At 43.3% G+C, this 26,563-nt stretch carries 29 protein-coding genes and 1 riboswitch; of the genes, 4 read left to right on the top strand and 25 right to left on the bottom strand.

What is annotated here, in order from left to right; all coding sequences use genetic code 11:
- Positions 1-7 precede the first annotated feature (7 nt).
- From HFA01_RS10525 to HFA01_RS10495, 7 genes are all read right to left on the bottom strand, one after another.
- Positions 8-982, bottom strand: a complete 975-nt coding sequence (locus HFA01_RS10525; RefSeq protein WP_146816002.1) for a YpdA family putative bacillithiol disulfide reductase — start codon at positions 980-982, stop codon at positions 8-10.
- Between the two features lie 233 nt (positions 983-1,215).
- On the bottom strand, positions 1,216-2,496 hold the full coding sequence (locus HFA01_RS10520) for a Glu/Leu/Phe/Val family dehydrogenase (protein ID WP_146816000.1): 1,281 nt from the start codon (positions 2,494-2,496) through the stop codon (positions 1,216-1,218).
- 153 nt (positions 2,497-2,649) lie between these two features.
- Positions 2,650-3,570, bottom strand: a complete 921-nt coding sequence (locus HFA01_RS10515; RefSeq protein WP_146815998.1) for a D-alanine--D-alanine ligase — start codon at positions 3,568-3,570, stop codon at positions 2,650-2,652.
- 373 nt (positions 3,571-3,943) lie between these two features.
- Positions 3,944-4,525: a genetic competence negative regulator gene (locus HFA01_RS10510; RefSeq protein WP_146815996.1), complete on the bottom strand. Its 582-nt coding sequence runs from the start codon at positions 4,523-4,525 to the stop codon at positions 3,944-3,946.
- A gap of 332 nt (positions 4,526-4,857) precedes the next feature.
- Positions 4,858-5,760: a MerR family transcriptional regulator gene (locus HFA01_RS10505; RefSeq protein ID WP_146815994.1), complete on the bottom strand. Its 903-nt coding sequence runs from the start codon at positions 5,758-5,760 to the stop codon at positions 4,858-4,860.
- 95 nt (positions 5,761-5,855) lie between these two features.
- On the bottom strand, positions 5,856-6,623 hold the full coding sequence (locus HFA01_RS10500; RefSeq protein ID WP_167506221.1) for a metallophosphoesterase: 768 nt from the start codon (positions 6,621-6,623) through the stop codon (positions 5,856-5,858).
- 237 nt (positions 6,624-6,860) lie between these two features.
- Entirely contained in the window at positions 6,861-7,499 is a 639-nt protein-coding gene (locus HFA01_RS10495) for a CBS domain-containing protein (protein WP_146815990.1), read from the bottom strand.
- 124 nt (positions 7,500-7,623) lie between these two features.
- On the opposite strand from HFA01_RS10495, the gene HFA01_RS10490 reads away from it, so the two are divergent.
- Genes HFA01_RS10490 through HFA01_RS10480 form a run of 3 tightly spaced genes read left to right on the top strand, consistent with a single transcriptional unit; the run spans position 7,624 to position 8,714 of the window.
- Positions 7,624-7,845 (top strand): spore coat associated protein CotJA, encoded by a 222-nt coding sequence (locus HFA01_RS10490; protein ID WP_146815988.1) that lies wholly within the window; start codon positions 7,624-7,626, stop codon positions 7,843-7,845.
- Positions 7,842-8,111 carry a spore coat protein CotJB gene (locus HFA01_RS10485; protein WP_146815986.1) on the top strand — a complete coding sequence of 90 codons (270 nt, stop codon included), beginning with the start codon at positions 7,842-7,844 and terminating at the stop codon, positions 8,109-8,111. The genes HFA01_RS10490 and HFA01_RS10485 overlap by 4 nt, the downstream gene beginning before the upstream one ends.
- Positions 8,112-8,144: 33 nt before the next feature.
- Positions 8,145-8,714 carry a manganese catalase family protein gene (locus HFA01_RS10480; RefSeq protein ID WP_146815984.1) on the top strand — a complete coding sequence of 190 codons (570 nt, stop codon included), beginning with the start codon at positions 8,145-8,147 and terminating at the stop codon, positions 8,712-8,714.
- A gap of 3 nt (positions 8,715-8,717) precedes the next feature.
- On the opposite strand, the gene HFA01_RS10475 is transcribed toward HFA01_RS10480, so the two are convergent.
- The 4 genes from HFA01_RS10475 to HFA01_RS10460 are packed head-to-tail and all read right to left on the bottom strand — an operon-like array spanning position 8,718 to position 12,186.
- Positions 8,718-9,029, bottom strand: a complete 312-nt coding sequence (locus HFA01_RS10475; RefSeq protein WP_146815982.1) for a hypothetical protein — start codon at positions 9,027-9,029, stop codon at positions 8,718-8,720.
- A complete protein-coding gene (locus tag HFA01_RS10470; RefSeq protein WP_146815980.1) occupies positions 9,022-9,618 on the bottom strand; it encodes a CPBP family intramembrane glutamic endopeptidase in 597 nt (198 codons plus the stop codon). The genes HFA01_RS10475 and HFA01_RS10470 overlap by 8 nt, the downstream gene beginning before the upstream one ends.
- Positions 9,615-11,126 (bottom strand): RecQ family ATP-dependent DNA helicase, encoded by a 1,512-nt coding sequence (locus tag HFA01_RS10465; RefSeq protein WP_146815978.1) that lies wholly within the window; start codon positions 11,124-11,126, stop codon positions 9,615-9,617. Before HFA01_RS10465 ends, HFA01_RS10470 begins: the two co-directional genes overlap by 4 nt.
- Positions 11,116-12,186, bottom strand: a complete 1,071-nt coding sequence (locus tag HFA01_RS10460; RefSeq protein WP_146815976.1) for a YpbB family protein — start codon at positions 12,184-12,186, stop codon at positions 11,116-11,118. Before HFA01_RS10460 ends, HFA01_RS10465 begins: the two co-directional genes overlap by 11 nt.
- 132 nt (positions 12,187-12,318) lie before the next feature.
- Here HFA01_RS10460 and HFA01_RS10455 point away from each other — a divergent pair, with 132 nt between their 5' ends.
- A complete protein-coding gene (locus HFA01_RS10455) occupies positions 12,319-12,570 on the top strand; it encodes a ferredoxin (protein ID WP_146815974.1) in 252 nt (83 codons plus the stop codon).
- A gap of 40 nt (positions 12,571-12,610) precedes the next feature.
- On the opposite strand, the gene HFA01_RS10450 is transcribed toward HFA01_RS10455, so the two are convergent.
- From HFA01_RS10450 to HFA01_RS10385, 14 genes are all read right to left on the bottom strand, one after another.
- On the bottom strand, positions 12,611-13,060 hold the full coding sequence (locus HFA01_RS10450) for a helix-turn-helix transcriptional regulator (protein WP_146816149.1): 450 nt from the start codon (positions 13,058-13,060) through the stop codon (positions 12,611-12,613).
- Positions 13,061-13,280: 220 nt separating this feature from the next.
- A complete protein-coding gene (locus HFA01_RS10445; protein ID WP_146815972.1) occupies positions 13,281-14,501 on the bottom strand; it encodes a hypothetical protein in 1,221 nt (406 codons plus the stop codon).
- A complete protein-coding gene (gene sigX, locus HFA01_RS10440) occupies positions 14,488-15,030 on the bottom strand; it encodes an RNA polymerase sigma factor SigX (RefSeq protein ID WP_146815970.1) in 543 nt (180 codons plus the stop codon). Before sigX ends, HFA01_RS10445 begins: the two co-directional genes overlap by 14 nt.
- Before the next feature lie 637 nt (positions 15,031-15,667).
- Positions 15,668-16,180 (bottom strand): ECF transporter S component, encoded by a 513-nt coding sequence (locus HFA01_RS10435; protein WP_146815968.1) that lies wholly within the window; start codon positions 16,178-16,180, stop codon positions 15,668-15,670.
- Positions 16,181-16,186: 6 nt separating this feature from the next.
- On the bottom strand, positions 16,187-16,588 hold the full coding sequence (locus HFA01_RS10430) for a DUF4430 domain-containing protein (protein ID WP_146815966.1): 402 nt from the start codon (positions 16,586-16,588) through the stop codon (positions 16,187-16,189).
- A 209-nt stretch (positions 16,589-16,797) separates the two neighbouring features.
- A riboswitch (cobalamin riboswitch) is annotated at positions 16,798-16,978 on the bottom strand.
- 45 nt (positions 16,979-17,023) lie between these two features.
- Positions 17,024-18,808, bottom strand: coding sequence for an ATP-binding protein (locus HFA01_RS10425; protein ID WP_174787821.1), 1,785 nt, complete (start codon positions 18,806-18,808; stop codon positions 17,024-17,026).
- Entirely contained in the window at positions 18,808-19,524 is a 717-nt protein-coding gene (locus HFA01_RS10420; protein WP_146815963.1) for a response regulator transcription factor, read from the bottom strand. Before HFA01_RS10420 ends, HFA01_RS10425 begins: the two co-directional genes overlap by 1 nt.
- Positions 19,525-19,628: 104 nt before the next feature.
- Positions 19,629-20,816, bottom strand: a complete 1,188-nt coding sequence (ccsB, locus tag HFA01_RS10415; RefSeq protein ID WP_146815961.1) for a c-type cytochrome biogenesis protein CcsB — start codon at positions 20,814-20,816, stop codon at positions 19,629-19,631.
- 17 nt (positions 20,817-20,833) lie between these two features.
- The gene (resB, locus tag HFA01_RS10410; RefSeq protein WP_146815959.1) at positions 20,834-22,465 is read right to left on the bottom strand and encodes a cytochrome c biogenesis protein ResB; all 1,632 of its coding nucleotides are present in this window, start codon (positions 22,463-22,465) and stop codon (positions 20,834-20,836) included.
- Positions 22,466-22,493: 28 nt separating this feature from the next.
- A complete protein-coding gene (gene resA, locus HFA01_RS10405) occupies positions 22,494-23,045 on the bottom strand; it encodes a thiol-disulfide oxidoreductase ResA (RefSeq protein ID WP_146815957.1) in 552 nt (183 codons plus the stop codon).
- A 54-nt stretch (positions 23,046-23,099) separates the two neighbouring features.
- A complete protein-coding gene (locus tag HFA01_RS10400) occupies positions 23,100-23,828 on the bottom strand; it encodes a pseudouridine synthase (protein WP_146816147.1) in 729 nt (242 codons plus the stop codon).
- Positions 23,829-23,964: 136 nt separating this feature from the next.
- A complete protein-coding gene (locus HFA01_RS10395) occupies positions 23,965-24,480 on the bottom strand; it encodes a spore maturation protein (RefSeq protein ID WP_146815955.1) in 516 nt (171 codons plus the stop codon).
- Positions 24,477-25,067 carry a nucleoside recognition domain-containing protein gene (locus tag HFA01_RS10390; RefSeq protein ID WP_146815953.1) on the bottom strand — a complete coding sequence of 197 codons (591 nt, stop codon included), beginning with the start codon at positions 25,065-25,067 and terminating at the stop codon, positions 24,477-24,479. The genes HFA01_RS10395 and HFA01_RS10390 overlap by 4 nt, the downstream gene beginning before the upstream one ends.
- Positions 25,055-26,116 (bottom strand): D-alanyl-D-alanine carboxypeptidase family protein, encoded by a 1,062-nt coding sequence (locus HFA01_RS10385; RefSeq protein WP_146816145.1) that lies wholly within the window; start codon positions 26,114-26,116, stop codon positions 25,055-25,057. Before HFA01_RS10385 ends, HFA01_RS10390 begins: the two co-directional genes overlap by 13 nt.
- Positions 26,117-26,563 lie beyond the last annotated feature (447 nt).

The following is a 26,563-nucleotide window of genomic DNA, read 5'->3' as shown; positions in this document are numbered from 1 at the left end:
TTTGACCTTATTTTGTAGTGATCGCTTTTGCTATTTTTCCTCCATGATGACGACCATTTTCAATGAAGATTTCATTGTTGTTATAACCTGCTGCTATGACACCAGCAATATAAATCCCCTGAATATTTGTCTCCATCGTATCCTCATCAAACGTTGGCCTTCCCGTTTCCTCATCCATTTCTACTCCCATTTTTGTAAGAAACGCATGATCAGGTCTGTAACCAGTCATAGCAAATACGAAATCATTTTCGATTCGTTTTTCTTCGCCATGACATTCATAGACCACTTCATCCTTCGTGATTTCTTTAACGTGTGCACAAAACTCCATATCGATGATGCCTTTTCTCACCAATGCTTCAAATTGAGGAAGAATCCATGGTTTGATACTTTTCGAGTAATCCTCACCACGGTAAAGAACAGTAATGTGAGCTCCTGATTTTTCTAACTCCAGGGCAGCATCGGCTGCGGAATTTTTCCCACCTACAATGACGACGTTCTTTTTATAATACGGATGGCCCTCTTTGAAATAGTGCATAACTTTTGGCAGCTCTTCACCCTTGACATTCATATAATTCGGTTGATCATAATATCCGGTAGCGATGACGATTTGGTCTGCGCGATAACTTTTCGTTTCACCGTCTCTTCTTTCAGAATGGATGACAAAACCATGCTCATCCTGTTCCACTTGAGTTACTTTTTCGTACGTGTTCACTCGAAGGTCTTCTCGTCCAGCAACGGCTCTGTAATAAGCCAATGCCTCATTACGGACCGGCTTTTGGCGTTCTGTTATGAAGGGGATCTTCCCAATTTCAAGTTTTTCACTCGAACTGAAAAATGTCTGATGCGTAGGATAATGATAAATTGAGTTGACAATGTTCCCTTTTTCTATAATCAGTGGTTCTATTCCTTCTTTTTGCAATTCGATGGCTGCACTCATTCCGCATGGTCCACCACCGATAATGATGACTTTTTCTTCTTGCACGACCAACACTCCTCTTTCATTCCGATACAGGTCAATCCTTTAATTCAAACCTCTTCAGATCTGGGATGGTTTCCATAAGACAATGACTCCATCTATAATCCGTTCTCATTTAATACTCGTGTTTTTGCCCCACGAGTGATCATCTTACAGAGGAAAGACTTTATTAAGAGTTTTTTATAAAAAATGAATCTCCTATCATAACCATGATAGGAGATTGCATTCTTAGAATCAAGTTAGATCCATCCACGGAACCTGGATGCTTCCGCCATTTTTCTAACCCCGACCATATAAGCTGCGAGGCGCATATCTACACGACGCGTCTCAGATGTACGGTAAACGTTATCAAAGCCTTTGACGATCACTTTGTGAAGCTTTTCATCCACTTCTTCTTCCGTCCAATAATAACCTTGGTTGTTTTGTACCCATTCAAAGTAGGATACGGTCACTCCACCTGAAGAAGCTAAAACATCAGGTACAAGTAGAATTCCTCGTTCAGATAGGATTCTTGTAGCATCCAATGTCGTCGGTCCATTAGCTGCTTCAACAACAATGCTTGCTTTTATGTTATGGGCATTATCTTCCGTGATTTGATTCTCAATCGCTGCAGGTACAAGAATGTCACAATCAAGCTCCAATAGCTGCTCATTTGTAATCGTATTCTTGAATAAATTCGTGACTGTACCAAAACTGTCACGGCGATCTAGTAAGTAGTCAATATCGAGTCCATCTGGATCGTGAAGCCCACCGTAGGCGTCTGAAATACCAATCACTTTCGCTCCGCGATCATGCATGAATTTCGCTAGGAAACTTCCTGCATTACCAAAGCCCTGGACTACGACTCTGGCGCCTTCTACGTTGATCCCTTTTTTCTTTGCAGCTTCTTCAATACATATGGTCACACCTTTGGCCGTTGCCGTTTCACGCCCATGTGAACCGCCAAGAACCAGAGGCTTACCTGTAATAAATCCAGGATTATTAAATTCATCAATTCGACTGTACTCATCCATCATCCAGGCCATGATTTGAGAATTTGTAAATACATCTGGTGCAGGAATATCTTTTGTAGGTCCTACAATTTGACTGATCGCACGCACGTATCCACGGCTGACTCCTTCAAGTTCACGGAAGGACATTTCGCGAGGATCACACACGATTCCGCCTTTACCTCCACCGTAAGGAAGATCAACAATCCCTGCTTTCAAACTCATCCAAATCGAGAGTGCTTTTACTTCTTTTTCAGATACGTTCGGGTGGAAACGGACGCCCCCTTTCGTTGGACCGACCGCGTCATTATGCTGTGAACGATAGCCTGTGAAGATTTTGATCTGATCATTATCCATACGAACTGGAATTCTTACCGTCATCATTCTTACAGGTTCTTTCATCAACTCATATACTTCATTGGGATAACCTAATTTATCAAGTGCTTTTTTGACCACCGTCTGAGTGGATTTCAATACATCGAGTTTGTCATTATTTTGGTTTGTAGAATCTGTTGGCTTATCGGCTACCATCCATTTACCTCCTATATCAATCCATTCGATTAGGGCTCGTTCTTCAGTGATTAGTATACACGTTCACTACTAATTAGGAAAGCTGAATGCGGCTTTTTCTAACCGTTTTCAAAGAAAAAATGTAAACGTTTACACCTGTGCAGCTTTATTTAGTTACGATAGCTCTACGAATTTTTGGATAAGGTCGTCATAGCTTAAGCCGATTGCCTGAGCAGAATCAGGGAAAAGGCTTGTCGGTGTCATTCCCGGCAGTGTGTTCACTTCTAGTATGACCGGCTCTTCCTTTTCATTGATGATGAAGTCGACACGTGAATAAACGTCACACCCAAGCAGCTGATGGGCCAGCACAGCATCTTGCTGCAATTGCGCAGTCAACTTGTCATTCACTTTAGCAGGTACGATATGTTCACTGCCTCCAGGTTTATATTTTGAATCAAAATCATAATAATCATTCTTAGGAATGATCTCAATGACAGGAAGTGCCTGTTCTTTCCCTTTGTAACCCATAACAGGTACGGTCACTTCTCTTCCTTTTACATAATCTTCGACTAGAATCATAGAATCCGAATGTGCAGCCGTTTCAATCGCTTGCTGTATATCCTCTTCATTCTTCACGATGGTTAAACCTAGAGTAGAACCTTCCTGATTCGGTTTTATGACGAATGGGAGAGTGAATGTTCGTTTGATTTCATCCTCGATTTCTGAGAATTCATGAGGATCTGTAACATCGAACACTTCACTTTTCGCTGTGTGTAAACCATTCAAGGAGAATATTTGTTTAGACTTTGCTTTGTCCATGGCCAGAGCTGAAGCTAAAACGCCTGAGCCGACATAAGGAATGCCGAGCATATCTAAAAGACCTTGGATCCTTCCGTCTTCCCCGAACCGCCCATGCAACCCGATGAAAACGAGGTCCACGTCTAAATTCAGGACTTCTTCCATTTTCTCAGGAGAAAAGTCGATCGGCGTAATATCGTGTCCCTTGTTCTCCAATGCTTTTATGATTCCCTTTCCAGTTGAGAGAGAAACTTCTCGTTCCCCTGACGTACCACCATATAAAACCGCAATCTTCATTTGTTACACTCCATTTCATTGACCACTAAATAATAATTAACTTACACCAACTCTTATCTTAACATGTTCCCTTTCAAGCTTCTATTTAAAAATAAAGCACTGAACTTTTTTATATTCCTCTAAAAACCCTAAGCCTTCAACTCTAACATTCGCTCCAGATTGTGTAAGACACTGTTTCGAAACGTTTGTGTGAGCTGGATCGTCGGGGGGATGACTCGCTTTCCTACCATCCTAGCCTCATACTACGGAAAACGAACCCCGGTTAACTAGAAATTAAGGCTAAACCAATTTTGTTAGATCGTGGAATAACGTTCTAGTTACATCGTTATGTCATAAAAAAAGAACGACTCTTACGAAGCGTCGCTCTTGCAGTTTATGAAAAATGTTTATAGATGGTTCGGCATGCATCTTTGTCCATGATTTGTTTTCCATATTCAATCAAGCGGTGCGAAGTCGCTGCTGTAGCCGAAGCAAATTCAGACAATAGTGCGATCACTTGATCTTGATCCAAATGAAAGATCTCTTCATCTTCAAGAAGCATATAATAGGAGTCATGATAAAAGAAAACACTGCCTCCGGTTACATCAAGCTGATACAGTTGTTGCCCTGCTCGGATGACATGTTCGAAGTCGTCAAAGGAGAACATCATTTCTTTACTTTCATCCAAAGTGACTTTCATTTCAATGTAATCTTCATCGTCTTCTATATCGGCGGGCTCTGTTTTCGTTACGACCACTAACATGCCCTGTGCTTGCAGGAGATATACCTGCACCAACAGGACGCCTGACAGTTCGACACCTAGTTCAATTCCTGCATCATACATCATATCGCTGAAAATACGATGCACCCTAGGTAAATCACTCCAAAGCTCCTCACGAGACAACCCTCGGTCCATTAGATCATCAAACGTAAGGAAAATCTTAAATTTCTCGTTCGTCATTCTTTCCACTCGCACATGATCGCCCCCCCTGTCACGATGTGTTATCTATATCTTATGATGACTGATGCGATTATGGCACCTTTTTTCAAATTATATCTAACGATTTGGGCGCGGGCAAACATTTTCCAAGCCCACTTAAAGTCATATGTAGAAAAATCATTCTCTAAAAAAGGTTCTGAGCATCGATGGACAGCTCATCGATTCAACCACCCTAACACTGCCCGATCACATTACTTGGCTCATAGGTGCGAACACTCTTCAAAGTTAAAAAGGAACGGTCCCTCTTTTAATAAGGGGCCGTTCCATTATCAAAGGTCCATGCTCTTTTAAATGTAAATTTAAGCGCGTTAAGTCGCCTGCAACCAACGTTCCCACGCCTTTTTGGAGTTTCCTACGATAAATGGCTGGATACGTTTTTTGTCAAGCTCAGAAAGGCGGTCATAAGCATATCCACCAAGACCAATTTTCAAATCTGGATATTGTTTTTGTAATGATTCTGCAAGCCTTACTGTGATAGGGATATTCTTTTTAAGGGTACACGACATGAACATGTATGTGGGTTCAATCTCATCAATGACAATATCAATATCTCCGCCTGCAATACTTTGACCGAGATAAATGACATCATATCCTTTCCGTTTCAAGAACAGGGCAAAGATGAGCAACCCTAATTCATGACGTTCATTAGGACCACACACAAGCAATGCTTTCGGCAGCATTCCATCCACGGGAATAGACAGAAGCATCATACCTACCCTTGAACGGATGAACTGGCTGGCGAAATGCTCATGGGCACTCGTAATCCGGTTCTCTTCCCACAAGTCACCGACCTTCACAAGAATAGGACCGATAATATCGATGGCAACCGTTTCTGGCGTAAATAAACTAAACGCATGATCCAGGTGACGCTGTGCATCGTTTTCATTAAAAGAGAGAAGGCTGTTCAACAGCTCATCCCCTATTTTATCCAACTCTGATTTATGCTCAGACTGATGAGTTGAACTCGATACCGCTTCTTGGTTACTTTCTAACAAGGAAACGGCTTGCGATATGGTGAACCCTTTGTTCACTTTTTCCATCAGCCATTTTAAAATTCGGACATGATCATCGGTGTACAGACGATGGCCAGCCTCATTTCTTGATGGGCGGATCATTTTATATCTTCTTTCCCAGGCACGGAGCGTACCCGGCTGAATTCCTAATAACTGTGACACAGCTTTAATATTATATTTTGCTTTTGTTGTCGCCATAAGTCTGCCTCCACCTGTCCATTTTCTTCTATTATATAGGAAGTCAAGAATGTGTGTAAAATTTCAATATTCTCCTAAATGCTTTGAAAGTAGGCCTAATTTTTTGGAGTTAATTCGATCCAGTGGCATTCCGCTCTCGTCCCAAGACGTAGAGGCAGCAATGATGTTCCATATCCTTCACTGACAAGGAAAGGCTGGTCTTCATTGGTCTTCCAGCCGCCCCGTTCATAAGGTCCGAAACCAAGCAGCCGGATTTGTCCACCATGTGTGTGTCCACTTAAAACCAGATCAAACCTTCCCTTGGCCTCCCGATTGATCCGTTTGAAAACATACGGATCATGGACACAAAGAATCTGCAGGCACTCTTCATCCTCTAAGTAGGAGGCATTCCGATTTGGTTTCATAAAATAAGGATCCAGAGCACTTAATACCACGGGTGTTCCATTTGACAACTCTACACGCTCATCCTCATTGGAGAGGGGAATGACATCTTGCTTCATTAATTCATCCAGGAATGATCCAAACTTCCACTCATGATCATTATTACCAGGAACGAAATAAACAGGCGCCCCCCATTTCTTTAATATAGATAGGTTGTACATAAAGCGTTCGTAAGATGTCCGATTATCCACAAAATCTCCCCCGATGATAACGAGATCAACGGATTGTATTTTTTTGAACGTCTCTTTTTTTAATCTACGGTTATGTATATCACTAATGAATAATAGTTGAACCTTTTGGTGAGCACTCACCCCTCTACAGGGCAGTCGTTTTTCTCGTAAATGATCGTGTTCTGCCAAAAGAAACATATAAACCAACAGAATGACTCCACCTATGAGGACAAAAAACAGAACCTCCAGCATAGCGCACCCCCTCACCATCGTTTTAGAACTTTTATATTATCATAAACGACAGAGTCTAATAAAACCTAAACATAAGAATTCTAACACGGATCCCTGAAATGCCTTTGTAACAAGAAGTAAGGTATGGATGCTGGCTGAATATTTGATATAAGAAAACCGCTCCTCATGACACATGGAGAGCGGTTTTGATCCATTCTTATGTCTTGATAAAAATTTGCACGTAAGGTTCGCACTCCCTCATACGTACTTTACGCTCAAAATTCTAAAGCCTGTCTTTTCCAGTTTCCTCGTAAACGCATCAATATTATCATTATCTTCAATTTTTAAGACAATTCTTCTGGCAAGCTTATCGGATTCATCAAAAGTGGCAAGTGAAATCACGTTTTCATGGTAACTTTTAATAATATCCCCAAGTCTTTCGATCCTGCCTGATGATTCCTCAGAAGTGAAGGCAATCCTTACCCCTTTTTTATTGACCCCGAACGCGCTTTCGAACTGTTCGATGACATCAAATCTTGTCACAAGACCGAGAAACTTCTTGGATGGGGTGACGACAGCCAGTACGGAAAAACCTTTGAACATAGGAAGTGTTCGTTCAAAAACCTCTTCATCGTGAATAAAATAATCTTCATGCATGGCAACATCACCCGCAGTGGTCTCACTAAGAAACGTTCTGCGATCCATTCCTTCTTCTGAATTAAAGTGAGCCCGGAAAATAATTTCTTTAGAAATCATTCCTATAAATTGACCAGATGTCAAGACAGGCATGGCCTCAATATCTTTCTCATCAAGCACTTTCAAAATCTCTGAAAGTGAAGCGGATGATTCAGCCGTGAAAGATTTGTGGGCGGGTTTCATAATTCCTTTAACAAACATACACTCACCTCTTCTTTTGATTTGCACGGTAATCATTTCGCCACGAGAGGGGGAATCTCCTCCCTTAGTCGAATAGGACAAGAAAGGTGCACATAAAATTCCAAGGAAAAGGATGTGATTTTGGATGTACACACCAATTAAATGCTATCAGCCTTACCACGGCCCTTTTGATCCTTGTCCACCAAGAGGGACGGTTTGTTACCAGACACCACCTAACCTTTACCTGGGTTTTCAGCCTCCAAACTTGCAGCAATTTCCAATTAAAGAAGCCTTGTATAAAGGAACACTTTGGCCGGCTTTGTACGATCCATACCCTACACCTTCAGAGAAAGGAGCAAAAAGATGAAACAGGCGACCGATCCTGCGAAAGAGCGGTATGCTTTAATGGAAAAAATTCAGATGGTGGATTTCGCTTTAGTGGAACTTACTCTTTACCTGGACACACATCCACAGGACACTCAGGCGATCCAGCAGTTCAATCAGCTCGCCGTAGAGAGCAGGGATCTTAAATCTGCCTATGAGCAGCGCTTCGGGCCGTTAAGACAATATGGAGGCAGCTTTTCAGGATATCCTTGGAACTGGGGAGACAGCCCGTGGCCATGGCAGTTATAACCCTTCATTTATGAAGGAAATAGGAGGGCGCATATGTGGTATTATGAAAAGAAGCTGCAATATCCTGTCAAAGTAACGGAATGCAACCCGAGGCTTGCAAAATATTTAATCGAACAGTATGGAGGAGCGGACGGCGAATTATCCGCAGCCCTTCGTTACTTGAACCAGCGGTATAGTATTCCAGATAAAGTGATTGGACTCTTGACAGACATTGGGACAGAGGAATTCGCCCATTTGGAAATGATTGCGACGATGATCTATAAACTTACGAAAGATGCGACACCGGAACAAATGAAAGCGGCTGGTCTTGGTGCCCATTATGCAAACCACGATCATGCCTTGTATTATAATAACGCGGCAGGGAGCCCGTGGACAGCCACTTACATCCAGGCGAAAGGGGATCCGATTGCGGACCTTTATGAGGATATTGCTGCTGAAGAGAAAGCTCGGGCTACCTATCAGTGGATCATCAACATGTCGGATGACCCATGCTTGAATGACAGTTTGAAATTTTTACGCGAACGAGAAGTGGTTCATTCTCAAAGGTTCAGAGAAGCTGTCGAGATACTTAAGTTCGAAAGGGATCGAAAACAATTTTTCTAACCGTTACCGCTCTACCGTGATTCGTTCATGGTAGGGCGATTCTTCTATGATAGACGGTTCGGGTAATGGTTGTCCGAACCACTCATCCCAGTATGGATAGGACAGAATCACAATGATCAAGATAAGAAGAATGACTAAAAGGAAGCGCATCCAAATCGCATGGATCCTCCATCTCGTCTTCTCTTTCTTGCCTTCGTGGACATCCTTTCTTGGTGGCAGATCCAGGATGTCCAATTCTTCTTTTTCTAACCCACCCTTTTCTCTGTGTTCCCTCATATTTTCTGATTGATCTTCTGATGAATGCTGCTCACTCATCGACTTCCCCCCATTTTCCGAAACGTATCCAAAAGGCTAATACAACATCAATAAGGAAATGTGCCACTATGGTCACCAGTAAATTACCTGTAACCTCATACATATAACCAATAAAGAAACTAACGAATAATACTGAAACAAGTAACACGATTTTCGTTAAATAACGAATGTGCATGACGGCAAAAAGCACGCTTGCCACGACATACCCAAACTCTGCGTGGAGGACCCCTCGGAATAACATTTCTTCACTCACCGCTACCAACAAAGTAATTCCGATGATACTTATACTGGAACGGTTCTTAAATACTTTGACATTAATCCCGCCATCATCGTACATCCTTTGAGGTAAACGATACACGAGAAAAAGGTCGATGAGAAGCACCATAAGTCCTGGTATAACACCGTAAACGAGCAGTTCGGTCGTGTGAAAATCAAATTGACTGCTCCAATCGGCCCAAAAGGCATCAAATAAAAATGCGCTGCCAATGAGAGCGAGGATTAGAATACTCAACTGCGTAAGAATTAATTGTAATGTAATTTCCCTGTCGTTCATTTCCATGATCAATTCGGATTGACTCTTTCGTTTCATAAACCGTCTCCTTGTTTAAAAATCAGCTTTAACCGATCTTCCCAGCTGAATGTATCACAGGTTTGACTCTCTTCTTGGAAAGATAAATCCTCCATTCGAAAATCACATTCATCACAACATGGGACGGTCGGCTTTCTAACCATATCCTGAAACGGTTCATACAACGCCTCTCTGCGACAATCGGATACATGAATCCACTTCAACATTTCATTCAATTTGTTATGTTTATACATCCATCGCTCCTCTAAGAAGCGATCAATTTCCTGAATGAATTCAGGCGTCACACCTACTAATCTCCCATCTTGTAACGCCCCTTCTTCCTCTAATTGAAACTTGATAAAATTCCATTGTGACTCGGACAATTCAAAGTGTTCGATCATAACATCATCTTCCGGTACTTCTTCGCCTTCCTTTTTCGATAAAAAGGAAAATACACGTTGAAGATCGTTTTTCTCCGGTAATTCACTCTGTATGAGCCGCTGGGGAAGATAATGGTCCTGACGTGTGAAGAGCAGTAGACTGACAGCCGCTCCTCCGTCTCTTCCTGCCCGGCCAACCTCCTGGATAAAAGATTCCAGTTGAGGGGGCAGATGAAAGTGTATAACGATTCTAATATCTTTTTTGTCAACGCCCATTCCGAAGGCGCTCGTACAACAAATGACATCCAATTGATTGTTCATGAATTGCTGCTGCACCAGCATTCGATCCGTTTGTTCCATGCCCCCATGATAAAAAGCGACTCTCTGCTTCAACCGGTCCCGTAGTTCAAAACTGACTTTTTCTGCCCACTGCCGGCTGGAAAAATAGATCATCGTCGGGGCTTGGTTTTTCTTAAGGACTTCAACAATCCGATCTGTTTTTTCTTCTGGACTTGTGCATTCTTCCACAGCGAAACTGATATTTTGTTTATCCATCGGATAGATTCTCTTTTTCATGTGGGGAATCTTCAGCTTTTCCATAATGTCCTGCTGCACATCAGGGGTTGCTGTTGCACTCAGGGCCATCACGGTTGGATGTCCCAGGTTTTCTATGACCTGATGAAGTTTGAGATAATCCGTTCTGAATTCATGTCCCCACTGAGATATGCAGTGGGCTTCGTCTATAACAAAGAGATTGACGCGCATGCGCTTAAACCGTTGCTGCACCCAATCGTTCTGCAGCATTTCTGGAGAAATATAAACGAGAGAGTATTTATGAAGGTTCCTTAATACTGCATTCCTTTCAGGCTGATCCATGAAGCTGTTTACAGCTGTGACTGCTTTATATCCGGACGCTTTCAATTGCTTCACCTGATCCACCATCAAAGATATGAGTGGAGATACGACAAGCGTTGTTCCACCAAGGACCTTAGCAGGAAGTTGATAGCATAGCGATTTACCTGTTCCGGTAGGTAGGATGCCTAATACATCTTTGCCTTCAAGGACATCTGTAATCACTTCCCTCTGTCCTTCCCGGAATTCGTCAAAACCGAAATTCTCTTTCAATATTGCACTAAGATCATGCCTCATCCTGCGTCATACCTTCCTTTATTGCGTGCTGTCCTTTCGCTAATGCGAGGCGCAATTCGAAATAATCATACTTTCCATCCAGAGCTTCATAGATTTGCTTTAGCTTTTTTGTATTCAATTGACTTCCTATTTTATTTATCTCTCGAACGTCTTCCTCATTCAAGAAAGAGGTGATCGAAAAATCAGGAATGATTAAGGCTGATTCTACAATGTGGTCCTGGATCGTGCTTTTTTTCAATCTTCTTATCTTTATGATTTCCTGCATGCTTAATCCTTGTTGAATATATTGATACGTCTTTCTTGCCGACCTTGTGATCAGATGGGTGGCATCAAGACCTTTTGTACAAAGGTGCAGCACAGGATAGTGCTCTTTCCTCTTTTTCGATTCAAGGAATAAATAATAGTAAGTGTGCTGCAGCATAACCTCGACATCTTCTATAGTCAATTCGAACTCCCGCTTTAGCTGATCAATGGTCATTCCAATGACGCCTCCCCCTGTGAGACGATAGACGAACAAATCCGCTTGAATCGAGGGATGCTTTTTTAATAAATGTTGGATTTCTTCATACATGGATCCCACCATCTTAGGTAGTTTATCCTGGAATTGATGATAGACCGTCCGCACCCATTGCTGTGTGCCAAAGTCATCAACGATGGGCACATAATGGAGAATGCCTGCCTTGGAGTTCGCCATCATTTGTAATAAAAGATGGACTCTTTTGACGAAGGTAGGAATCACATCATGCCAGACCATACCATCAAAATAATTCATCTCTTGAACCGGGACCGAAGCCAGCCGCTGAACCCCTTTCTGTGTCATAGATGGGAAGGATTGTTCATTGATTTGGATCAGCCCCTCATCCTTCAATGATTGGACCAGACTTTCCAATTGCTCGCGCTTTAGCGATGGATAGATCCCAAAAAGTCTGTCCAGTTCATATCCTTTGGCATCCTGTAATGTCTGTGAAGACCGTTTTCCGTTCAATAAATGATAAATCCCAGAGACGGTCCGCTCCCCTCTGAACCGATCCACACATATCAAAACCAAATGTTCGAACATATTCTCCCCCCTTTTTCCAACTTGTCCAACCTGGTATAGTTGAAAACCATTCACCTGCGTTTTACAATAAACGTTGTACTTATGTAATGAATGCCTCGATCATACAGAATGTCCCATGAAGGAGGTCGTTTTATGGCCAAATATACAATCGTAGATAAGGAAACCTGCATTGCATGCGGGGCGTGCGGTGCTGCTGCCCCTGATTTATATGATTACGACGATGAAGGAATCGCTTATGCGGTTCTTGATGATAATGAGGGAACGGAAGAGGTTCCTGAGCTGTACGAAGAGGATATGGAGGATGCACTGGAAGGGTGTCCCACAGATTCCATCAAAATTTCTTCTGCTCCATTTCACGGGGACCCTTTAAAATACGAAGAGTGATGTACCTGTTGATGAAAAGCCCCTTAGCAAAGGGGCTTTTTTATTTGACTAATTCTTCAAAACGGATTTCCGCTTCGGTCCGGTCAATGGTAGAGAACATACGAAAGTCTTCTGAATCAATGATTCTATAATGGTGACTGATCAAATTCTGCTGAAGAATATAGTTCTCTCCTTCGGCAATCGTTTGCCACCATACTTTCCCTCCAAGCGTCTTCTTCCCTTGTGGTTCCACTTGCTCATGAGCAATGGTTTCCACGATTTCTACAGGAGCATCCCCTAATATGCCTTTTAAAACATCGCTTTCTTGAAAAAGCGCACAAACGGCGACAACGGTTGTCCAGCCTGCCATTGTCCTTTGCTTCTCAATTTGGACAAGGGTTTTTTTTGATAACCCGAGGATTTCTGCCATCCTGTCCTGCGTATATCCATGTTCGACACGAATCAATTTAATCTTCTCGGAAACCTGTTTCCTCACTTCGTGTTTATCCATCACCTATCGTCCCCTTTTCTACGTTCCTTTATTTTAACATGAGCATGAGAGGCATTCCTAGAACAAAGCCTCGGTGGTGGCTCGAATCGACCCATAGACTTTTATCGATTTAATGGGGAGGGTTTTATCCTTCCATAGCTTATATCTCTAGGAAATAATTAATGATTTTCTCACCGAGTAAAAAGAACCCTCCACAAAATCTGCAGAGGGTTTCAGGTTCTTATTCGGCAACAGGATTGATTCCTTGCGGGACATCGATGGGCTCCTCAAGATCATAGGTGGAAAACTTGCTTACATTCACCCCATTGAACTTCACTTTTTCAAAACCGAATTGACCTGCAGTTGCAAGGATGGCTTCAACCATCGTCAAGAGCTGCTGCTCACTCGCCCATGATTCATGTTGAAGATCAATACTTACAACGCCTTCATCTATTGTCGCTGTAGTGAACTGAACATGTTCTGGGACAGCCGGGGTTACAAAGAGACCTCTTCCTCTTTCCTTCATCATAGAGAGAGCATCCTGAAACGTTGGAGAACCGTCCACCGTTATTGGAGCCAGTAAACGTTCAGGTGAATCTTCGTATTGATACAATTGAAAGATGTACTCTCCTTCTTGAATGACAGGAACTTCAGATATTTCTCCGTAACTTCCTAGTGAAACAGGATGACCAGACTCGGTTTGAACCATGATTTCATCCAAATTGAAGTTTTCCAAGTCCCAACGAATGCTTTCAACGATTGCGCTCGCCCATGCAGAGCCACTAACGTTGTAACCATCAGGAAACGTAACGACAGCCAAACCTTCTGTTTCATCTACCTGATATTCCAGTTCTCCCATAGCTCTCTCTGCTAAACCGTACCTTTCTAGTGAAAATGACGCCTCTTGCTTTTGAAGAATAGGAAGGATGACTTCCGCATTTTTCCCTGGATACGAACGTGTTGTATATCCATCTTGTTCATTACTTAAAACAAGTGATTCAAGCCCTGTGTCAGGCTCTTCTTGTTTTTCTTCGAGTTTTGATGCGTTCTCTTGACTCTGATCTTCATCATTATCTTCAGAAGGGAGATTTTTTTCCTCACTTGAAGGTTCAGTTTCCTTGATTTCAGCATTTTCTTCTCCACTTTCTTTAGGGGGAGAATCATAAGAAGGAGTTGTTTCTTCATTTGCTGTTGATGATTCTGCATTCTCATTCGCACGATCAGCCGACTCTTCTACCGTAAGCATTCCATTGTTACTGAAAAAGACAGGAATGAATACGGCAAGCACTAGCAAAACAGCGATGGTAGCTAAACCTGGAAACAGCCATGGAGCTGCTTTTCTTTTGGGCTTATTTACGCGTGAGGAAACCTTTTGATAGAGCATGTCTTTCGTTTGGCGGTCTTCCATAGAAGGGAGGTTACCTAATGCTTTCTTAATATCTTCATCACTACGCTTCTTCACGATTTCCCCTCCCTTCTTCCATTTCATCTAGTATTGTTTTCAGAGCTTTCATGGCGCGATGCTGAGTCGTCTTCACTTTACTCTCACTCCAGCTTAAGATTTCTGCTGTTTCCATTATGGACAGGCCCTGAATGAAACGAAAAATCAACACACTTCGCTGATCGACCGTACATTTGTCCAACGCTTGATAGACTTGTTGAATTTCATCATTCTGAATAGCAATCTCTTCAGGCATTTTATTTTGATCTTTAATCTGTTCGCCTTTCTCCGTCCAGTCAAAGAACTCCAGGAAGCGGTTTCTCTTTCTCTTTTGTTTACGAAAATAATCTATGGCTACGTGTCTGGCTATGGAAAACAACCATGTTTTCTCAGAGCTCTTCCCATTAAATGAATCGTATGATTTCATGACCCTTACATAAACATCCTGAACCAAGTCCTCGGCAAGACTTCTGTCCTTGACCATATAGATCAGAAACTGAAACAGGTCATGGTGGTAGTTTTCATATAGTTCGTCAAAGAACGTTCGCAATGGTGGTACCTCCTGGGTCACTTTAGTAGTCGTTTTATGTATGAAAAAGTTACACTATCTATCTTAATATGCAAAAAAAGAAAAAGGAACCGCGTTTCCCAAAGAAAATCACCTGCCTCCCCCCCTTCACAACTTCAATTATAGCTCTTGATTGTGGAAGACTCAGTTCGATACTATTGTTGAGCGAGTGGGGGCTGCGGGGAATAGCTCGCTTTGCCAAATAAGTATCTCGTAACCACTGCCTGAAAAGCAGCTCCCCGGCATAAAAGAGGTGTTGGACATCCCAGTCAGGATATCGTTTTGAGAGCTTATTATAGAGTCCTTTCCAATGATAAAACAGTGATTATGGGTGACGGTCCAACGATTTATGGGGGCATTTCTCAAATGTATCGAAAGGGATGGTTGGGAAGCTGCGAGACTCCCGTGGGAGAAGGAGATAGGCGAGATCCCGCAGGACGAAGTCCGAGGAAGCTCGCCACTCCCCACTGGAAAGCGAGTAGCTTCCCAGCCAGCCCTGACTCTCAATACAGCAAACGAACCCCAAAACATCTCGAATTCGAGTCTTCTACAATCCTGCCATTACCTTGACTATATGACAAGGTTAAGATAGCAAAAAAGCTACCCTTGGTTTGGGTAGCTAAGATACTTTCGATATGGCGTTTCTTTTTTCATAGCGTTGGAAGAGTGTTCCGAGTATTGGAGATAAAGCCAATATGAATACAGTATTCGATATGGCATGATTGATATCCATCGGGAGGCCGGCTAAATAATACGCCCAAAATGGCTGTCCGGCTGCCCGCATTGTCAGGGAAAGGATGACCCCGAAGAAAAGTCCACTGATAAAGCCATAGATGGAGAGACCCCAGGATGGCAATTTAGACCAATATTTCCCTAGTAGTCCAGCAATGATTCCTATGATCGACCAGGCGATGATCTGCCAAATCGTCCATACTCCCATGCCCAGCAATACATTGGATACAAAGGTGGTAAGCAAAGCTATAAGGATCCCAGCACTAGGCCCGAGCCAGAAACCAGCGATAATGATGATCGCGGTCACCGGCTGGATGTTTGGCAAATGAGCGAAGGCCATCCTTCCTGCAATGGCTAAGGATGCGAGCATGGCAATCAATGTGAGCTTATACGTATTCATGATGCATCATTCCCAGGATTGATAATCAAAAACGATTTCGTCTCCATCCTCTACTTCGTACTCATTAGCTCCAACCATGGCTTCTTCCCCGTTAATCGTGTACATCCAAGCCATTTTTTCTTCTTGATTACCAGCAACCCCTTCGATGCTGTTGATAAAACCTTCGGATTGTTCCACTTCATAGTTATCTTCCATGACTTCCATGAGGGTGGTTCCTTCTTCTACCGTAATTTCATCTTCTGCCATCATTTCTTCGCCATCGTTTTTAGATAGTTGAACTTGTACCGTAACTTCCTGTACTTGTTCTTCCTGTGTGGCGGATGTTTCATTTTCCTCTTGTGTTCCACATCCAGCTAGTACGGCAACAGCTAGAATCATGGCTGTTAAAACAGTGTTCCATTTTTTCATGACAATCTCTCCCTTTTTATTGTTTTTCACGGCCAGGAGGAGAGAAGAGTGAAGACAACCATGTGACATGTATGTAGTAATCGGAAAGTGCTTTCCTTCCATAAAAAAAGCTTACCCTTCTACAAGGGTAAGCTTAAGACAAGCGAAAGGATAAGATCTAAGTTACACGTCATACCGATCGGTTGTCTCAAATGCTCAATCCCCGAAGCTTTGAAACATTGGATCAGGCAGGTCTACTGACTTGTGCGTCATCCTAATCAGGACCCTTCCCATGCCAGACAGCACAGTGGAAATTCCTTTTCGTCTACACTTACAGTTGCGAGGACAGTTCTGGTTTTGCACCAGATTCCCTATCAAGTCTTTTCAGACACCTGAATCCTCTTCATATGAAGTTTCCATAGACAAGATTACAACAATTTTCCGAATATAGCAACATTATTTTTCCTTCTGAGAAAAAGGAATCTTAAAAGTGAAGGTTGTCCCTTCTTTCAATTTGCTATGCACACTAATGGTCCCATCATGGGCTTCTACGATGTTCTTCGCAATGGCAAGCCCGAGTCCTGTGCCTTTTTTGTAGTTTTTATTTTCACGTTTTCTCGATTTATCCGCTTTATAAAAACGCTCGAATACGAATGGAAGATCTTCTTCCGCAATTCCGTACCCCGCGTCTTTGACACTCGCAACCCACTCATTCTCATCTTTTTCAAGAATCACCTGGACCTCACTGCCTGGGTCGGAATGTCGGATCGCATTATCAATCAAGTTTGTGAACACTTGTTCAATACGATCAGGATCAAAATTGAGGAACCCGAACTCTCCTTCTACCTTCAACTGCAGGTCTACGGACTTTTCTTTGGCGATCCCGCTGAATTTACGTATGATTTTGTTGAGAAAAGGCTCGATTTCCACGGATTCTTCATTCAACTGAATATGCCCCGCTTCCATTCGCGCTATATCCAGAAGCTCGTTTACGAGCCGGCCGATTCTCAACGATTCATCATGAATAATTTGTGCGAGCTCATTTTTGTCCTCTTTTGATTCTGCAATGTCATCCACGATGGCTTCACTGTAACCTTGAAGCATGGATATCGGGGTTCGCAATTCATGAGATACATTTGCGATAAAGTCTTTGCGTAACTTGTTCAGTCGCCTTTCTTCTGTCATGTCCCGAAGAACCGCAACGGCTCCACGTACTTTTTCCTTGTCATATAATGGGGTCATGATGATCACCCAGGACCTGCCCTGTAACGTCATTTCGATCATGGATTCATTCTCATCTGTAATGACATCGTTGAACAACTCCCTCAATGGTTCTGGAAGGGATGTCTGATCAGCGTTGGGCGATGGAGCGTCCGTTTCAAATTCGTAGGCTTCTAAATATTGTTGCGCAGGAGGATTGGAAATGAGCACATCCCCCTCACGATTAAATGTAATGACGCCGTCTGCCATCGATCTCAAAATTCCTGAAAGCTGCTCTTTTTCCTGATTCAAAGCATTGATATGAAACTTCAACTCCCGCCCCATCCGGTTAAAGGCCATCGCCAATTCACCAATTTCGTCATGGGTACGTATAGGGATTTTCGTGTTGAATTCGCCTTTAGCGAGTTCGAGTGCGCCTTCTCTCATTTTAATTAAAGGAGCCGTGATACGCGTCGATAGGAAAAAAGCGAAGATGGTCGTTAATACGATGGCAATGCCAGCACCAAGGAATATGATTTTTGTCGTCTGCTCGGATGTTTCTTCAATCGTATCCAGGGATTGATAGACAAAGACCGCTCCATTCTGGTTATTGAGCGGCGTTCCGACAACCATGACTCCTGTTTCCCCATTTCCTAGATCCGCAACTTTTTTTACATCTGCGCCTTCTTTCAGAACGGTTGCTGTATCTTCGTCATTTTCAAACCATGCATAGTCAAGCACGGGAAGAGAATCGGAATCACTTTCCGAAACCAGCTGCTCCCCCTCTCCCATTACAATAACCGCACGACTCGCCGGATCTTTGACAAGGGCGGTCGTTGAAAGTAAGAGGTCTTCCTCTTGTTCATAGCGATCCACCACATCTGAAATTCGATCCGCCGTTTGCAGCAAATGCCTTTCTGCTTCAACAACATGATAGTTTTGAAAGAACTCGAGGAGGAGAACAGTTAAAATGAATAAGACAAAACAAACCAACAGTAAGATGGTGAACCATAACTTCCCGACTACACTACGCCAGAACATCAGTCACCAGATACCTCAAACTTATAGCCGATTCCCCAAACCGTAACAATCATCCCGGCTGCTTCTGCAGAGACTTTGCTTAATTTTTCGCGAAGACGTTTGACATGTGTATCCACCGTCCGAAGATCACCGAAGAATTCATACTGCCATACTTCTTTCAGCAATTGTTCCCTGTCGAAAACTTTATCCGGAGACTGCGCCATGTAGTGAAGAAGTTCGTACTCTTTCGGTGTCAAAGCCACTTCCTTCCCATCAGCCGTCACACGATGGGCGTCATTATCAATGGTCATATGAGGGAAAACAAGCACGTTGCGGGCGGATGTTTCCGTCTCTAAGAACTTCGTTGAAGAAGAACGGCGCAGGAGTGCTTTCACTCGTAGAACGACTTCTCTTGGACTGAATGGTTTAACGATATAGTCGTCCGTCCCGACTTCAAAACCTTGCACGCGATTGGCCTCTTCTCCTTTTGCCGTAAGCATGATAACAGGAGTCGCTTTCTTTTCACGGAGCTCTTTGCACACTTCAATCCCATCTTTACCAGGAAGCATCAAGTCGAGCAAGATCACATCATATTCATTCTGAAGGGCTTTTTGCAGGGCTTCTTCCCCATCTTCCGCTTCATCTATAACATAATCTTCTCTTTCAAGGTACATGCGAATCAGACGTCGGATTCGTTCTTCGTCATCCACTACTAACACTTTCGCTTCTTGATCCATATAAAAACCTCCAAATCGTAGAAATGGTACTCCTATGGTGCCATGATCTTTATCCTTTACACAAAGGGCAGGCGGAGTTTATAAAATCTCGCCTGCCTTTTGTTTTATGCATAAGAATGTAAGCCTGAAATAATTAGGTTGACCGCAATCAAATTGAACATAATGATTCCAAACCCACCGACTGCGAGCCATGCGGACTTCATTCCCTGCCATCCTCTGGACAGACGTAAATGAAGGTAGGCCGCATAGAAGAAGAAAGTAATCAGGGCCCAGACTTCTTTCGGGTCCCATCCCCAGAATCTATCCCAGGCCTGTTGAGCCCATATCATGGCAAAGATGAGTGCTCCCAGTGTAAATACAGGGAAACCGATGGCAACGGCGCGGTAGCTTACTTCATCAACAAGTTCAGGATTCACCTTTTTGTTTAAGAGTGGTTGAATAGCTGCTGCGATCCGCTTTCTTAAGATCAGCCTTGTCCCCCAGTATATGACCACTCCACCAAGAAGTGCCCACAGGAAGGTGTTGAATTTCTTAGCCGCATCCTCTCCGCGCATCCATTCCGGCGCCTGGAACAACGGCGACATAGTATCTTCACTAATCAATTCTCCATTATAAGGTCCTGTAATGGCTGGCATATTGTACGTAATCTCTGCCTGTTGCCCTTCAATCGGTGCTTCAAAGGTCGCTTCGTAATTCATGGCACTGAATGAAGATGAAACGATAATGAAAGCAAGAGTTACGGCAATAATATAAATGACAACTTCGAGCCAAATCGTATGTTTAGATCGTTTGCTCTGGTCCACCTGGCTGATTAAGAAAATCAAACCTGCCACAAAACTAACGGATAAAATTCCTTGACCAAGAGATGCCGTTGTTACGTGGATGTATAACCAGTGTGACTGCAACGATGGCACCAGGGGTGAAATCTCTGTCGGGAACATACTTGCGAATGCAATCAGTAAGAGGGCAATCGGTAAGGCAAATAATCCTAAGAGATCCACTTTGTAAATAAAGTAGAGAACGATGAATGCAAATACAAGCATCATTCCAAAAAACGTCGTGTACTCAAACAGGTTACTGATCGGGGCGTGACCACTTGCGATCCACCTGGTAATAAAGTAACCGATTTGAGTGGTAAAACCGATGATTGCAAGCGTAATTCCGATATTTCCAGCGACGCGGCTCGTTCCTTTCTTTTTGTCGCGTATGGTGCCCGCGAAGAAGAAAGTCGCAATTAAATAGATGAAAAAAGCAGCGTACAGCAGATTGCCACTTATGGCTGTCCAATCCATATTTCATCCTCCTGACTCTATGATTTCATTTCATACTGGTCCTGAGGGGCCTCGATGTGTGTGCCTTCAATTGACTTATCAATTTCCATTCTCAAGGCGTACCAGTTTTTATTCGTATGTCCTGCAATCCAGGCTCCGTCTGACCTTGGCTGGAGCCAGATCCGGCGATGGTTCCAATACATTCCCTGGATCACACCGATCATAAAGATCGCGCCTCCCAGGGAAATGATTCCTAATGTATGATCCTTTTTCACGGTCAAGCCTGTGACGTCACGCGTATCGAAACCTGTAAGGCCAAGTTTATATTGGTTATTTTCCCCAGCGCCGATATTCGCTCCTATACCTAGGAAACTAGTTTCTGGCGTTTCTTCACCAGGTGGGTACAAATTGAATACGAAAGCTGGGTTCTTTGGATACTTGGATACGGAAGCGGGCTGACCATCCTGCATTTCATACTCTGGAAAATAATTCACGACCTCTATTCGGAACCCGCCGTCCAGCTCATATGTAGATTGAGGGTCCGTTAAATCGACTGTGAACTCGCCATAGTTGGTATCTTCATCATCCTGATCATGGATTTTGAAAGACATTTCACTAAACTCGTCCAATTGATAACTCGCCTGATAAAGGGCAAAGTCATCAAACTTCAATGGATTATTTAACGTGGCTGAACCTTCTTTGATCACGTCAAGCTCCGGATCAGCTCCAGCGACTCCCTGATTCGTCCGCTCATAAATAACAGCGTCTGTCCGGAACGTTTTCGGAATCGGTCCATCCTGATTTTCAATGGCTTCTTTAAATTTTGCATCATCCGGGTTGTCTTTATCATAGGTTTCTAGAGTAAAGGACTCATTTTTTATATAGTACTCGCCTTCCGTACCAGGGATCAATGTGGTTTCCCCTTCTCTCACCCAAACATGTTCATCGACATAAAAAGCAGGAATGAACCGGAGTAATGCACCTAATAGGAAAATAATAAGACCGATATGATTGACATAAGGCCCCCACCTTGCAAAGCGGTTCTTCTCTGCCAGTATATGCCCATCTTGTTCATAAACCTTGAAGCGTCTTTTTTTCAAATTGGCTTTGAATGTTTCATAATCGATAGAATCCGATTTCGTCTCTCCGAACACCCGCTGTTTTTTCATGAAGAGTTCATGACGCTTTGGCTTCTGCCTTTTCAGAGTTTTATAAAGCGGGAAGAAACGGTCGATCGATGCAATGACGATGGATATGCCAATCATAGCAATCAACAGCATATACCACCACGAGCTGAAAAGGTCATGAAATCCGAGTTGATAATAAATCTGCCCGGCTATCCCGTATTGATCCTTATAATGGGTGGCAGGATCTGCCCCGCCAATAAACACGGACTGAGGGAAAATCGTACCGATGGCAGATGCCACGACAGTGATAAAGATCAGGGTGACCCCTACTTTTACGGAAGAGAAAAAGTTCCATATTTTATCAACGATCGTACGATTATAGGTTTGAGAACGACGGGCACTTCCATCGTAGCGCATGTTAAGCAGCTTTTTGTCTTCATTACCGTCGATGTGCTGGTTCTGCTCCACAGGTTTCCCGCAAGCTTCACAAAGCACTGTGCCTTCAGGATTCACATGACCACATTCACAGGTAATCTCTTTCATAGTAAAACCTCACAATGTCAAGTAGACTCTATTCCTCCGGTGCGATCTCTTGCAAGTGGCCTTCAAGTTTGTCTAGCGTCAGTGGGCCAATGACTTGCTCTTCGATTTCACCTTCAGGATTGATGAATAGCGTGGAAGGAATCGGACCGATGTTATAAAGATCCATCACTTCTCCATTTTTGTCTTGCAGAATAGGAAAGGTCAGGTTGTATTCGTTCACAAAATTCTCCACTACAAGTTCAGTCGAATCCAAATTGACAGCTAGAATTTCGACACCCTTCTCTTTGTACTCCGGATACAACTCTTCCATATAAGGCATTTCATCTTTACATGGCTTACAATACGTCGCCCAAAAGTTGACCATCACGCCTTTTCCTCTGAGTTCACTTAATTGAACTGTCTCGTCTGTGCCGAATTTTTTCAATTGAAAGTCAGGGGCTTTCTCCCCTTTGGCAATCACTGACTGTTCATCCTTGCCGTTCGCGACGAGAGCGAACACGACGAGTCCGACCATCACGGCGAGCATAGCTGTTCTAAAGATCAGGCGCTTTCTTTTTTTCCTAATGGTTTCTTCCTTCATTATGACTCACTCCCAAACCATTATAACATTGATCGAAGGCTGTAAATTTGAACGTTATTCAACAGTTTTTTCTGCAAGTGCACGAAGCTGCTTCACTTCAAACGGCTTCAATGGACGATAGTCTCCTGCGTTCATACCATGCAGGTCCAGCGTTCCATACCGTTCGCGCTTCAATTTGTCGACAGGATATCCTAGGGATTCGAACATCCGACGGACTTGACGGTTTTTCCCTTCATGAAGAATGATTTGCACGATGGCCGTATTCTTCTTCGAATCCGTCGAGTTAACTTTAGCATGGACGGCTTTCAAATATTCCCCGTCCACAGTCATTCCTTTCTTCAACTGCTTCAGTTGCTCTTTGGTAGGAATGCCTTTGGTTTTTGCGATATACACTTTGTCCACTTCATGACTTGGGTGCATGAGTAAATTAGCAAATTCCCCATCGTTCGTTAACAAAATCAATCCTGACGTATCGTAATCCAGCCGGCCAATCGGGAAAATCCGCTCCCGAACTTCCGGTAAGAAGTCTGTAACTACTTTACGTCCTTTATCATCACTGACACTCGAAATGACACCGCGCGGTTTATATAACAAATAGTAGACAGGCTCTTCTTTATCAATCAGTACGCCTTCTACTTCAACATCGTCGTTTTTACCAACCTTGGTTCCTAATTCGGTTACTACTTTGCCATTGACTGTCACCTTACCGTCAACAATCAACTTTTCTGCTTTTCTTCGTGATGCGACACCTGCGTGGGCGATCACCTTTTGTAGTCGTTCCATATCTGCCATACGACCGTCACCAACCTTCTTTGAAATCACTTTTTTTCATGAAACGAAGCCACGCTCTCAAAGCGCGGCTTGTCCGTTCCTCTACATTATACACATTCTATAAAGTTTTGAACAAAAAATCACCCTATTAACCAAATAGGATGATTACAATGACAATTGATGCTATTATACCAACCAAATCGGCCATCAGTCCAACTTTCAAAGCATCTCCCATTCTTTTGATCCCCACAGCACCAAAATAGACCGTGATAATATAGAGCGTTGTATCGGTACTTCCCTGCATCACAGATGCGAGGTGGCCGATGAACGAGTCAGGACCAAACGTGCGGATCAGCTCTGTCGTCATACTGAGTGCGGCTGTGCCTGAAATAGGCCGGATGAAAGCCAGAGGGAGAATTTCAGCTGGAGCTCCAACCAGAGACATAAGAGGTTCAAAAAGTTTCACGATCGCCCCCATGGCACCCGATGCCTGAAACACAGCAATCGACACCATCATCCCTAATAGAAAAGGAAGTAAGCTGATGGCAATTTGAATCCCCTCTTTACTCCCTTCCACAAATACTTCGTAAGAAGGCACCTTTTTGATAGTTGCTGTAACCAGCACAAGCAGGATGATCGATGGGATAAGCCATATGCTGATCATAAGCGCATCGCCCTCTCCCTTTTATAATGAAAATAACGGTCGATTAATAAAGCGGCGATGGTAGAAATGATGGTAGCCAAAATGGTAGCACCTACGATGGAAGTCGGGTCCGCTGAATCGTACTTCATCCGGATTGCGATGACGGTCGTCGGAACAAGCGTCAGGGATGAAGTGTTGATGGCAAGGAGTGTGATCATGGACCGGCTCGCTGTATCAGAACCTGACAGTTTTTTTAGTTCCTTCATCGCTTTCAATCCCATCGGTGTGGCTGCATTGCCAAGACCGAACATATTGGCCGTCATATTGGACAGAATGTAACCAAGCGCCGGGTGGTCTTTAGGTATTTCAGGGAAAAGGCGTGTGACAAGAGGACGGAAGATTTTTGCCAAACCGGCAAGGAGCCCTGCTTCTTCGGCAATTTTCATTAGTCCCAGCCAAAAAATGAGAACACCTGCAAGGCTCAACGTAATCATAATCGCCTCATCCAATGTCGAAAAAATCGCTTTATTCACGTCCTCCATCGTCCCATTAAAAGCCGCATAGATAATACCTGTGACAGCAAGGAATGCCCAAATTAAGTTGACCATGGCGCAACCCCCATCATCCTGTTCAAGAAGTTTTTCACTTCTGAAAAGAAGGATTGAGAAGGGCGTTCATTCCACACAGGCGCTTCAACTAATGGGGTCTGTCCGACCATGAAGTACGTGACACCCGCTAAATTTGACTCCCCGTGCTGATTATATCGATAGAATGTTGCCTGAAGATCTTCTTTTTCAGATAAAGTAAGAGGGTAATAGATGTCTCTTGGGATATATAAAGATTGACCGTTCACTTCCACGGTACCTTCACTTTGAAGTTTTACCGTTTCAAAATGATCGAACCCCCACTCGAACATCCTTGTATGATCATTCCAATCATCAGGAGCATTTAAAGTGACAGCGATCAGCTCCATGCCATCTTTTTGGGCACTTGTCACCAAGGTCCGTCCAGCAGCTTTTGTGAATCCAGTTTTACCGCCGTTCGTAGGTTCATAATATTGAGTCAGCATTTTATTTTTATTCTTCCATGAGTATTCACGATTTTCCGAACGATACATTTCGCTGCCGGTCACTTCACGGAACGTATCATTTTTCATAGAGTACGCCATAAGCAAACCCAAATCATAGGCACTTGAATAATGGGTTTCTCCATCCAAACCGTGGGGATTTTCGAAATGGCTGTTATTCATTCCGAGCCATGCCGCTTTTTCATTCATCAGCTGCACAAAACCTTCGACGCTCCCGCCCACATGTTCGGCAATCGCTACAGCGGAATCATTTCCGGACCTCAGCATTAACCCATATACCAAATCTTTCAAAGGGATTTTTTCTTTCTCTGTTAAATAAATGGAGGACCCTTCTGTATAAACGGCCCTTTTACTTACTTTCACTTTTTCTTCCATCATCCCTGATTCAATCGCTATGATTGCGGTCATGATTTTGGTGGTACTGGCAATCAGTGTTGGATCATAGGCATTCTTTTCATATAAAACCCGGCCCGATTCCGCATCCATTAAAACGGCCCGCTCGGCAGATACCGATAGATTAGGATTCGCTTGTACCTGATCCATCATAAAGGTTGGAAGTAGTAAAGTCATTGCCACAGCTACATAAAAGAACCTTCTCAAGAGGACTTCCTCCTATTCACATCATTTGCTTCAACTTATGCAAAAGCGTACAAGCTTATGAGTAATAGAAAAATCCAAACACAGCAGGGTTGTGGATGACTTGAGTTCAAGATACCCGTGGTTCGTTTGCTGTATTGTGCGTTAGGGGTGGTTAGGAAGCTACTCATTCGATCCATGTGAGTAACGAACACCTTTACCTAGTAGGGGGGTGATCCAACATCAACGGGTATAAGAATAATACGCTCTGAAGTAGGCTTTCAAAATAGAAAGTACACCCTTTGTACCTTCACGTTACTATTGCAAACTTCGATACTTGTTGAAGGGGTTTCGAGAAAAACACATATGTCAAGGGGCGGAGGGGGATGGCGAGACTCCTGCGGGAAAAGAGTGCTAGGTGAGACCCCGCAAGGCGAGAGC

Source organism: Halobacillus faecis (assembly GCF_007991335.1).
Taxonomy (GTDB): Bacteria; Bacillota; Bacilli; order Bacillales; family Halobacillaceae; genus Halobacillus; species Halobacillus faecis.
Note: the sequence above shows the minus strand (reverse complement) of the source record. Positions and strands in the feature narration are given on the sequence as shown.